The organism is Oliverpabstia sp. (assembly GCF_022785585.1).
Classification (GTDB): Bacteria; Bacillota; Clostridia; order Lachnospirales; family Lachnospiraceae; genus Oliverpabstia; species Oliverpabstia intestinalis.
Map to the genome: position 1 here is coordinate 1 of NZ_JALFPR010000150.1, position 11,171 is coordinate 11,171.

9 protein-coding genes, 1 pseudogene and 1 riboswitch are annotated in these 11,171 nt (G+C 47.0%); all 10 genes and pseudogenes read left to right on the top strand.

Annotated features, from left to right (window positions below; genetic code table 11):
* A pseudogene (locus MSA64_RS10500) lies at nucleotides 1–313 on the top strand (N-acetyltransferase); the annotation flags it as partial.
* A 53-nt stretch (nucleotides 314–366) separates the two neighbouring features.
* Entirely contained in the window at nucleotides 367–966 is a 600-nt protein-coding gene (locus MSA64_RS10505; RefSeq protein WP_287891552.1) for an HD domain-containing protein, read from the top strand.
* A 536-nt stretch (nucleotides 967–1,502) separates the two neighbouring features.
* A complete protein-coding gene (locus tag MSA64_RS10510) occupies nucleotides 1,503–2,987 on the top strand; it encodes a C69 family dipeptidase (protein ID WP_287891553.1) in 1,485 nt (494 codons plus the stop codon).
* 2 nt (nucleotides 2,988–2,989) lie between these two features.
* Nucleotides 2,990–3,664, top strand: coding sequence for a response regulator transcription factor (locus MSA64_RS10515; protein ID WP_287891554.1), 675 nt, complete (start codon nucleotides 2,990–2,992; stop codon nucleotides 3,662–3,664).
* A gap of 1 nt (nucleotide 3,665) precedes the next feature.
* On the top strand, nucleotides 3,666–4,517 hold the full coding sequence (locus MSA64_RS10520; RefSeq protein WP_287891555.1) for a sensor histidine kinase: 852 nt from the start codon (nucleotides 3,666–3,668) through the stop codon (nucleotides 4,515–4,517).
* Nucleotides 4,518–4,595: 78 nt separating this feature from the next.
* On the top strand, nucleotides 4,596–5,276 hold the full coding sequence (locus tag MSA64_RS10525) for an ABC transporter ATP-binding protein (protein WP_154432139.1): 681 nt from the start codon (nucleotides 4,596–4,598) through the stop codon (nucleotides 5,274–5,276).
* Complete coding sequence (locus MSA64_RS10530; RefSeq protein ID WP_287891556.1) at nucleotides 5,266–7,836, top strand: ABC transporter permease; 2,571 nt, start codon at nucleotides 5,266–5,268, stop codon at nucleotides 7,834–7,836. Before MSA64_RS10525 ends, MSA64_RS10530 begins: the two co-directional genes overlap by 11 nt.
* A 76-nt stretch (nucleotides 7,837–7,912) precedes the next feature.
* A riboswitch (Fluoride riboswitch) is annotated at nucleotides 7,913–7,986 on the top strand.
* 157 nt (nucleotides 7,987–8,143) lie between these two features.
* On the top strand, nucleotides 8,144–9,391 hold the full coding sequence (locus tag MSA64_RS10535) for a chloride channel protein (RefSeq protein WP_287891558.1): 1,248 nt from the start codon (nucleotides 8,144–8,146) through the stop codon (nucleotides 9,389–9,391).
* Nucleotides 9,392–9,603: 212 nt separating this feature from the next.
* Entirely contained in the window at nucleotides 9,604–10,185 is a 582-nt protein-coding gene (locus MSA64_RS10540) for an HAD family hydrolase (protein ID WP_287891559.1), read from the top strand.
* A partial coding sequence (locus MSA64_RS10545; protein ID WP_287891560.1) for a GntR family transcriptional regulator occupies nucleotides 10,148–11,171 on the top strand: 1,024 nt, incomplete at its 3' end. The genes MSA64_RS10540 and MSA64_RS10545, both read left to right, overlap by 38 nt.

An 11,171-nucleotide genomic window follows, 5' to 3' on the forward strand; every position in this document is an offset into this window, starting at 1 on the left:
GAATGTGGTTGGGGTATTTGTCTTTATCATTGGAGAGGATCCTACATATCGCGTAATCTATCAGGGTGCATGGCGCAGTGAGAAAGAATATGGAACGATTCATCGAATCGCTTCTGATGGCACTACAAAAGGATTTGCGAGAAGGTGCTTTGATTTTTGCAGAGAAAAGTGCAGTTATCTGAGAATCGATACCCATGCAAATAACAAACCGATGCAGGGAGCCATCCACTCGTATGGATTCCAGGAGTGCGGAATCATCCATACAAGAGACGGAAGCGACAGGATCGCGTTTGATTATATTGAGGAAAAATGAGAGACAGGAGTGAGAAATTATTAAAACAATACTTATCCCGTTAGGAGAGATAAGTGGTAAACACAAAAGAAAAAGAGGACAGTTTTATGGAAGAGATGCGGACAAAAGAAAAGCAGATAGTATATGATCAGGCACTATACGAAAAAGCATATGAATTTGCAAAAGAGAAACATGGAACCCAGAAAAGAATCGGTGGGGCTCCGTATATCACGCACCCGGTAGCGGTAGCCGATATTCTGAAAAAAGAGGGTTATGATATCGAGTACCAGATTGTAGCTTTGTTCCACGATCTTCTGGAAGACACGGATGCTACCGAAGACGAGATCCGCTCCATCGCCGGTGAAGAAGTCCTGCAAGCGGTAAAACTGCTCACAAAAGAAAAAGGTTATGATATGCAAACTTACGTCACCCGCATCCGCCAAAACCCCATAGACTACGCCGTAAAAGGAGCTGACCGTCTCCATAACCTGAGAACCGCTTTCTGTACCAGCAAACACTTCCGGCAAAAATACATCACCGAAACCGAAACCTGGTACCTCTCTTTCCGACCGGATATCCCGCAGGAGGTAGAAAAACTCAAGCAGACCCTCACCGACGAGAACACTGACAATAGTTTTACGCAGGTATCATCGAAAGAAGAAAATGAAAAATAACTATTAAATAAGGTGAGAAAAAGAATGGCAGAAACAATAAAAGTTTTGATTGCAAAAAGAAAGTGCAAACAAAATATATAATTATAATGATAAATTCATGAGAAAGAGTGGTTTTATAATAATTTGAGAAAATTATTATAAATAGAATCAAAGCTGATAAATCTGTGAGGAAAATAGTAGATATAGAAGAAACAGCAGCCGTGGCGGGAGGTCTGTGAGGCGCAACACTTTGTTGCATTGCATCCGGAGGAAGCTGCCAGTGGCAGGTTCTGTAGGTGGGCGTTTAGGGCAAGCTTTGAGATCCAGCACCTACGCAGACTTTCGCGAGGGTCAGCCGACCCTCGTGAATATAGTCGCAGTTAGCGGCTAGCTCAGATTTGCGTTGCCAGCGGTTGTCTGACGAGTGGAAGCCTGGGCATGGGTTCGTCCGTACGCGAAAAGGTTACGTCCGTATACCAAAAAGGTCAGATTTACAGTAAGTTAGCAATGTGCTAAAATAAAAACCAGCAAAACAAACAGAAGGGAAGATGAGAAAAATGGCTTGTACAACAATCTTAGTAGGTAAAAAAGCATCCTACGACGGATCCACAATGATCGCCCGCAACGACGACTCCGGATCCGGACATTTTACAGCGAAAAAGTTCGTGGTGGTAACACCGGAAGAACAGCCGAAAACCTATGTTTCCGTGCTCTCCCATGTGAAAGTAGAACTGCCGGAACAGGCGATGCGCTATACATCCATGCCAAATGCAGAAAAAGGAGAAGGCATCTGGGCAGCAAGCGGTGTCAATGAGGCAAATGTAGCCATGACAGCCACCGAAACGATCACAACCAACCCGCGTGTACAGGGCGCCGATCCGCTGGTGGTATATCAGCCGGCAAAAGACGGTCAGGAAGAAGTACCGGGTGGTATCGGAGAGGAAGACATCGTGTGCCTGGTGCTTCCTTATATTAAGAGCGCCCGTGAGGGTGTTGCCCGACTGGGACAGCTTCTGGAAACGTATGGCACATATGAAAATAACGGAATCGCTTTCCAGGATGCTGACGAGATCTGGTGGCTGGAGACGATCGGCGGACATCACTGGATGGCAAGAAGAGTGCCGGATGATGTGTATGTGGTAATGCCGAACCAGCTGGGCATCGATACATTTGATCTGGAGGACGCATTGGGCGAGCAGAAAGAATACATGTGCTCCCCGGACCTGAAAGAATTTATCGGGAAATACCATCTGGATCTTTCCATGGACGGCGTTCTGAATCCTCGGGATGCCTTCGGAAGCCATGACGATTCCGACCATGTATACAATACGCCGAGAGCCTGGTACATGGAACGGTATCTGAATCCGAATTCCGTAAACTGGGACGGTCCGGACGCCGATTACACACCACTGTCCGATGACATTCCGTGGTGCATGGTTCCGGAAAAGAAGATCACGCCGGAAGATGTAAAATATGTATTATCTGCACATTATCAGGGAACACCATATGATCCGTACCTGTCCTATGGAGACAAATCCATGAGCGGTGCGTACCGTTCGATCGGTATCAACCGAAATGATTTTATGTCTCTGATCCAGATGCGCCCGGAAGGAGGAGCTGCATTTGGAACGCTGGAATGGGTGGCTTACGCATCGAATGCATTTAACACGATGGTTCCGTTCTATGCGGATGTGGACGAGACACCGGAATATCTTGCCAACACGACCGGTGAAGTCTCTACCGAAAACTTCTACTGGACCAGCCGCATGATCGCAGCGATGGCAGATGCTTCTTATGGAAAATCTCTGTTCCATGTGGAGCACTATCAGGAAAATGTCTTGGCAAAAAGTCATGCACTGATCAACCAGTACGATGCACTTCTTGTTGATGAAAAAGATCCGGAAAAACAGATGGAACTGAAACGCAAAGCGAATCGGAAAGTGGCAGAAATGGTACAGAAAGAAGCTTCTGCGACATTGAAAAAAGTTCTGTATGAACTGAGTAATCAGATGAAAAACAGTTACGCCAGATCGGATGTGTAAAGATGTATAAAATTGCAGTGATCGAAGACGACACGCTGCTGGGGCAGGCATTGGTGGAGATGCTCACATCTCATGGCTATCAGGCATTTGCAGCTGAATCTGTGACAAAAGTCCGCCGGTTGCTGGAGAGACAGCCGGTGGATCTGCTTTTAATCGACCGCGGGCTTGCGGATGGAGACGGCGTGGAACTGTGCCGGCAAAGGAGCGGGCAGGAGAAATTGCCGGCTATTTTTCTGACAGCGAGAGATGAAGAAGAGGATATTGTGGAGGCATTCGATGCGGGTGCGGACGATTACCTGGTAAAACCGGTGGCACATGCGGTGCTTTTAAAACATATCGAGGCGGTGCTTCGAAGAACAGGCGGTGAGCCGAATCAGGTGTTTTATTATCAGGATTTCAGCCTGGACTATGACCGGAAAGAAGCGAGGATCCAGGGACAGCCGGTAGTGCTGACACCGAAAGAGTACGGGATTCTGGAAGTACTTACGCGAAATCAGAAAAAAGTAGTAACAAAACGCATGCTTCTCGAACAGGTCTGGGATGATGGCGGGAATTTTGTGGAAGAAAATACGCTGCATGTGACGCTGAACCGCCTGAAAAAGAAGATCGAGCCGGATCCTGCACATCCTGTGTATGTGAAAAATGTGTTTGGGCTTGGCTATACGTTTGGAGAATAACATGTTTCGAAAAAGAAAAGCACAGCAGGAGATGGAAGAGATTTCCCGGATGCTGGAGCGGGTTCTGAACGGGGAATGTATCCAGCCGGGAGAAATCGGGTATGAAGATACACTTCCGGCAAAGATCCGTTATCAGATTCGCAGGATTTCTGAGAAAAATCAGGGCGTGGAAGCACAGATTACCAGAGAGCGGGATGAGACGAAAGCACTGATCGGGGAGATCGCGCATCAGATGCGGAATCCTCTGGCGGGCGTGGAGAGTTACACACAGCTTTTAGAGGGCGAGATAGCGGGAGAGCCGGGAAGGACATACCTGCGCGCACTGGAACAATCCGAACAGCGGCTGCATTTTCTGACAGAAAGTTTTATCAAGATGGCGCGGCTGGAACAACAGATGATCCAGATCAAAAAAACAACCGATGCTCTGGCGGATACGATATTTTCAGCGGTACTTCTGGTACAGAAAGCGGCAGAAGAAAAGCAGATGGAAGTGGAAGTAACCGGAGCGGAAGAGACAAAAGTGTGGCATGATGGGAACTGGATTGGCGAGGCGGTCTATAATCTATTGGACAACAGTGTAAAATACGCACCGGAACACTCGAAGATCCGGGTCGTCGTGCGGCAGGATGAAATGTATACAAGAATCGTGGTATCCGACGATGGCATCGGGATTCCGGAAGGAGAAGAAAACCGGATCTTTCAGCGGTTTTACCGGGGAAGCAGAGTGACCGGAGAACCGGGATTTGGTCTGGGACTGTATATCAGCCGGGAGATCGTGACGCTCCACGGCGGATTCATGAAAGCAAAAAGAAAAGAACAGGGACTGGAAGTAGCGATTTTTCTTCCCGTGTAAGCAGTTTGTAAGTTTTGGCTGTTACAATCATAGAAAAGCAGAGAAAAAGAACAGATAACTGCGACAGGAGGAAGAAAGATGCAGATACTTGAGACAAAAGAGGTAAAAAAATATTATCAGACACCATCCGGGATCGTGCGTGCCCTGGATGGTGTCTCACTTTCTGTAACGGAAGGAACCTTCGGGGCTATCGTCGGCTCCTCGGGCAGTGGAAAAACCACACTGCTTCATATGCTGGGCGGTCTGGACGAGCCGACCGGCGGAGAAGTATGGGTGCGGGGAACCTCACTGAAGGAAATGTCAGGGGAAGAAAAGACGGTTTTTCGAAGAAGAAATATCGGATTTGTTTTTCAGAATTATAATCTTGTGTCGACACTCAGCGTCCGGGAAAATATTACGCTGCCGTTATTGCTGGACGGGATGCAGGTCGATCGGAAATTTCTGAAAGAAATTACCGAAAGCCTAAAACTGACGGAAAAACTGGATCACATGCCGCATATGTTATCTGGCGGTCAGCAGCAGAGAGTGGCGATCGCACGGGCGCTGATCACGAAACCGGCGGTGATCCTGGCAGATGAACCGACCGGAAATCTGGATTCAGTGACCGGGATGGAAGTGATCGGACTGTTAAAAATAAGCGCGGAAAGATTTTATCAGACGATTCTGGTAGTTACACATAACGAAGAGATCGCGCAGATGGCAGAACGGATCATCCGTATCGAGGATGGAAAGGTGACGGGTGATTCGGATGAAAAATAACAACCAGAAGATCCTGCGGCTGCTGGCAAAAAGGGAATATCAGGAAAATAAAAGACGAAACCGGATCCTGATCGGAACGGTTGCATTTGCCGTATGGATGATATTTTGTGTATTCAGTCTGGCTATCGGAAAGATACAGGCAGATTATCTGCTGATGGTAAGAAATGGAGGAACGAAAGCCAGCACAACACTGGAGGATCCATCGGAAGAACAGTATCGGAAAATACAGGAACTGGCATATATCCGATCTGCAGGAATGGAAACGGATTTTGCTGCCACAGACGCTTTTTTGTGTACAGTGTTAGACAAGACGGCGTGGGAAAACATGCAGAAACCGGCGTATACGGATATTCATGGAGAATATCCGACGAAAGAGAATGAAATTATGCTGTCCATGCGGGCTCTGAAGCTGCTTGGGGTTAGCAAACCGAAGCTAGGGATGGTAATCCCGGTGACGATGACGAACAGTGAGGGAGAAGAACACTCCGGGGATTTCCGGTTGTCTGGATATTATACGGAATATGTAGATCCTTCGATGGGAAAAGCGTACGGCTATTTTTCAAAGACATATCTGGATCAGCTGGATCTTTCGAAAGTGTCGAGAACGTTACTGATCGAACAGAGCGGGATTGTGGATGGTCAGACGGTGGAAGACCGGCTGTATCAGGATATTCCGATGCGGGATGACAGTCAGCAGTTTTTCGGCGGTACCGGACTGGATCTGGAGGCTGTGACCGAGATGGTCGGCGGATATGATATCGCAGCGGTGATGGCTGTGGTGATCTTATTTGCTGCATGGTTACTGATTTATAATGTGCTTCACATTTCCTATGGAAAAGATATCCGAAGATTCGGGCTGTTAAAAACATTGGGAACAACCGGGAAACAGATCCGAAGCATCGCGTACCGCCAGATCCGAAAAATAGCGGTTCTGGGATGCCTTTGGGGAAGTGTGGCAGGTATTGCATTTACCTTGACGGGGATTCCGGCATTGCTTTCGAGGATGTATCTGCATGGTCTGGGAAAAGCTTCTGCGATGATCGCGTTTCGGCCCTGGATGCTGGCAGCGTCTGTCTGCTTCGGAATGCTGGTTACATTTCTCGGAGCCGCAGGTGTTATCCGGAAAATCGGAAAACTTTCTCCCGTGGAATCGATACAGTATATGGAAAAAGTATTTGCAGGGAGAAAAAGTAAAAGACAGAGCAAAGATCCGTTGAAAGCGATGGCATGGAGAAATCTGTTCCGTTTCCGAAAACGGTGTGTGCTGACGATTGTTTCTCTTACTCTCGGGATCTGCGTGGCACTTTCTGCCGTTGTGATCACGAAGGGGACGGATATGACCAACCAGATCGAGGCGGAGAACCACGATTTTAAGATCATGACAAATATATCCTCCGGGACGATCAGCCAGTATCCGACGGAGGAGACGTATTTTCCGGAAGATCTGATTGAAAAAATGACAGGCCTTGACGGGGTGGAAACGGTGGCGAAGGTAACGGGCGGTTATGGCAAGTTACAGCTGGATGAAAAAATCCTGGATCTTCGAAGAGAGACGCTGGAAGGGAATCAAATCCCTGAGGAGAATGCGGAAAATAGAGAAGAAACCGCTCCAAAACTTTATGAATTTGTGGCAGAACAGGTCAGTGATACCTATCTGGAAGAACTGAAAGTGTTTAATGAAGAGAAAGATCTGGGTCTGGATATTGACAGTGTGGAGGCAGGAACGGGAGCAATCATGCTCCACTATAATCTGTTCTCGAGAATCGAGGCACAAAAAGGCAGAGAGGATGTGGGAGAGACATTTTCCACTTATACGGTGCAGGGAGAAAAGACGGCGGATATGAAGTTTTGCGGCTATCTGAACTTTAAGGAAAAGGGGCTTCCGGCACTCGACACGACCTGGAACGGACCGGGGATCGTGTATTTTCTGGTGAGCGAGAAGGGGATGGAGCGGATGCAGCTGCCGGTACAGACCTTTGTACTGGAGATGGATGTCAAACGGTCGATGGAGCCGATGATCCGGGAATCTGTAGAAAAATCCGTGGACAGCTACAATATGCAGTTCGTGACGGGAAGCAGCCATGGAGATTATATCTCGGATTCGCGGACACTGATGCTGGTAAGCAAATCAGAACTGTTGTCCGCTGCCAGATCCTATATCGCGTCCAGCCGAATCATCATGTACGGACTCTGTCTGGTGCTGCTTTTTATGGGATCAATGAACTATTTCCATGTGATCGTAACAGGATATACGGTAAGAAAAAAAGAATTTTCCGTGATGCAAAGCATCGGCATGACAACCCGGCAGCTAAAGAACATGACGCGGATGGAAGGGATTTTCTACGGACTGATCGTCGGGGTTCTGGTACTGACGGTGGGAAGTGGCGTGCTCGGTGCGGTTGCCGTGGTGATGAAAAGCCGGGTTGGTTATTTTAAATTCGTGTACCCGTGGAGAGAACTGATCGGTGTACTGTTGATCCTCGGCGGACTCTGCGTGGCAATCCCGGAAGGGGTGTTCCGGCGGATGCGGAAGAACCGGGAAATTGAGAGGGGGTTCTGATAGAAACAGATAAGAGGGAGAAGTGTATGTAACAGATTTTGCCTTGACGAACGTGCGGAAAAACTGTTATACTTTCATCCAGAACGGGAATGAGGTTCTCCCACGATTTTTGATCGAAACCGCCAAAAGGCTGATGACTTCTGTGCATGGCACGGGAGTATCAGCCTTTTTTGCTACAGGAACTATCAGTTATTAGTTCGGCGGTTCAACTTTGATTATGCAGGGAATGAGTCAGATTCGCGAAGCGTATTTTATCTCATTCAGGGGAGAAATAAATCAGAAGAACATGGAGGAAAGAGAAAACGAAATGAAACAGAAGAAAACAGGAATATCCGCAGAAAAACAGGAACAATGGATTCTGCAAGGGAAATACGTGATTCTTGCCGTATTAGTAGGTATCTGCGTGGGAATCGTCGACACGATTTTCGGAAGAGGGTTGCTGGCAATTTCGGATTTTCGTGAGCAATATTATCGTTATCTGCTCCCGATCCTTCCGGTGGCTGGGTTGGCAATTGTCTGGATGTATCAGCGATTCAGCAGTTTGAGCCTGAAGGGGATGACACTGGTATTCGAAGTGGGACAGAAAAAACGGGAAGAAATACCGCTGGCACTCGTTCCGCTGGTGATGATCGGAACGTGGATCACGCATCTTTTCGGCGGCAGTGCCGGACGGGAAGGGGTGGCGGTGCAGATTGGTGCGACGCTCTCGCATGAGACGGGCAGACGGCTTCATATCAAAGAAACAAAACCGGTGATGCTGATTACCGGTATGGCAGCGGGATTTGGCGGGCTGTTCCAGACACCGCTGGCAGCAGTATTTTTTGCGATGGAAGTGGGGGTTTCCGGTTATGTGGAATATGATGCGCTGCTTCCGGCACTGATCGCGTCCTATACAGCATCCACGACATCACATCTGCTGGGACTGAAAAAATTCGCGGTGGATGTACAGGAAATCTGGAAGATTGGAAATATAAAAAATGTAGTTATTCTGGTAATTCTCGGTCTGGCGTTCGGGCTGACCGGGCGGTGTTTTTCTGTACTTTTGCAGAAGACGAAGAAACTGGCAGGAGACAAAATCAGCAATCCACTGGTACGGATCGGCTGTCTTGCGATCCCTCTTGCAATTGTATTGATGGCATTATACAGTGCAAGATACAGTGGACTGGGAACCAACCTGATCACGGCATCCTTTACCGGCGATACCATCTACCGATACGACTGGATCCTGAAACTTTTGCTGACGATCGCAACACTCGCGATTGGATTTCAGGGTGGAGAGGTAACACCGTTATTTTCCATTGGTGCGTCATTGGGTGTGGTGCTTGGTTCTGTGTTCGGAATTTCGCCGGTCATCTGCGCGTCCCTTGGCTATGCAGCAGTATTTGGCAGTGCAACCAACACGGTAATTGCACCGATTCTGATCGGACTGGAAGTCTTTGGAAGCCAGAATGCGAGCCCTCTGGTTGTGGTCTGCCTGCTGGCATATATGGTCAATGGAAATCATTCGATCTATGGGGCACAGGTGAAGGCGCTGTGCAGTTTTGAAGAAAAATAAGAATATAACAACTAAAAGTGGTATGGTGACTGACAAACAGATGCTATACCACTTTTTTGTACTTTATTATATTTTAACATAACTACTGATAAGTAAAATATATGAAAAAGCCATATTAAATATACTTTAAACCGTTGCAAAATATATTTGATATGTTAAAATAAGAATACGAAAACAGAAAATGACAGCAAAACATAGATGGAGAGAAAATCATGAGCAAAAAATTAATCGTATTTATAGACAGCGGAGACACTTTGGTAAATGAAGGAACCGAGTACAGAAACGAAGGTTCACCGATCGTACAAAGCTGCGAATTGATCGACGGTGCAAAAGAGCTGCTTCTTACTCTGAAGGAAAGAGGGTATACGATTGAACTGGTAGCGGATGGATATACACAGTCTTTTGATAATTCTTACGGTCAGCATGGATTGAAAAATATTTTCGATGCGAGAACGATCTCAGAGGAAGTAGGAGAAAAAAAACCGTCACAGGCGATGTTTGAGACGGCGATGAAACTGCTGCATCTGACGGACGAAGATAAAAAACGTATTATTATGGTAGGGAATAATCTGGAGAGAGATATTGTGGGTGCCAACCGTTTTGGGATTACTTCTGTATTTATCAAATGGAGTCCGAGGTATCCGATGGAGCCGAAAAATGAGGAAGAAGTGCCGGATTATATCATCCGCAAACCACTGGAACTGTTGAATCTGGTGGAAAAACTGGAGGCAGAATTAGAAAAAACGGAGGGTACTCATGGCGAAGAAGCAGTTTCTATACGAAAATGTATATAATGATCTGAAACAGAAGATAGAGTGTGGTGATCTGAAACCGGGTGATAAACTTGAGGTGGAGGAGGATATGATTGCACATTACGGAGTGAGTGCGATCACAGTAAAAAAAGCACTGAATCTTCTGGCAGAAGAACACAGGATTCGCAGGATCAGAGGAAAAGGCAGTTTTGTCATGGAATACCCGGAAGTTGGCAGGATTGAGGTGGAAGAAAAAGCGGTATTACCGGAAAAATCGGAGATTCCTCAGACAGGGGAACCTGTTCTCGGAGTGATTTTTGAACATATCAGTTCCAGCTATGGTCTGCAGATCATGTATGAACTGGAGCAGCAGGCCAGAAAGGCGGGATACCATCTGTACCCATGTTTTTCCTACGGAAACCGGGAATTGGAGACACAGTCAATCCGCTATCTGCGCGGTATCGGTGCAAAGGGAATGTTTGTAATGCCATGCCATGGATCGTATTATAATACCGAGATTCTTCGACTGGTGATTGACGGATATCCCACTGTACTTATTGATAAAAAATTAGATGGAATTTCACTGGATTCGGTACGGACGGACAATGTGCAGAGCATGTCGCGGCTGGTTCGGTATTTTGCGGAAAACGGGAAGAAAAAAATAGGATTTATCACAATGGAAGAAACCGGAACGTCTTCACTTGGAGAACGCAATGAAGGATTTTATCAGGGAATCTCCGAATATGGTATGACTCCGGTCGGAAAGTGTAGTCTCCCGTATATTACCTATGATAATCCGGTGGAAGCCCGCGGAGAGATCTATCGAAAACAGATTGCAGAGTATATTGAGAGATACAGCAAGGAACTCGAAGGTATCGTATGTGGTGAGTATAGTGTTGCCATGGAGATAGAGGCTGTTCTGGAAGCAAAAGCGTTAAAGGGCAGAATAGAAGTGTGCTGCATGGATGAAAACCACATCGTATCCGGGCAGTACAAACTGACACATATCCGCCAGGATGAGCAGAAAA

What these genes read in the sequence shown, in the direction of transcription:
- MSA64_RS10525 (WP_154432139.1), top strand. Translation starts at nt 4,596, where the DNA reads ATGCAGATACTTGAGACAAAAGAGGTAAAAAAATATTATCAGACACCA.
- MSA64_RS10510 (WP_287891553.1), top strand. Translation starts at nt 1,503, where the DNA reads ATGGCTTGTACAACAATCTTAGTAGGTAAAAAAGCATCCTACGACGGA.
- MSA64_RS10520 (WP_287891555.1), top strand. Translation starts at nt 3,666, where the DNA reads ATGTTTCGAAAAAGAAAAGCACAGCAGGAGATGGAAGAGATTTCCCGG.
- MSA64_RS10535 (WP_287891558.1), top strand. Translation starts at nt 8,144, where the DNA reads ATGAAACAGAAGAAAACAGGAATATCCGCAGAAAAACAGGAACAATGG.
- MSA64_RS10515 (WP_287891554.1), top strand. Translation starts at nt 2,990, where the DNA reads ATGTATAAAATTGCAGTGATCGAAGACGACACGCTGCTGGGGCAGGCA.
- MSA64_RS10530 (WP_287891556.1), top strand. Translation starts at nt 5,266, where the DNA reads ATGAAAAATAACAACCAGAAGATCCTGCGGCTGCTGGCAAAAAGGGAA.
- MSA64_RS10540 (WP_287891559.1), top strand. Translation starts at nt 9,604, where the DNA reads ATGAGCAAAAAATTAATCGTATTTATAGACAGCGGAGACACTTTGGTA.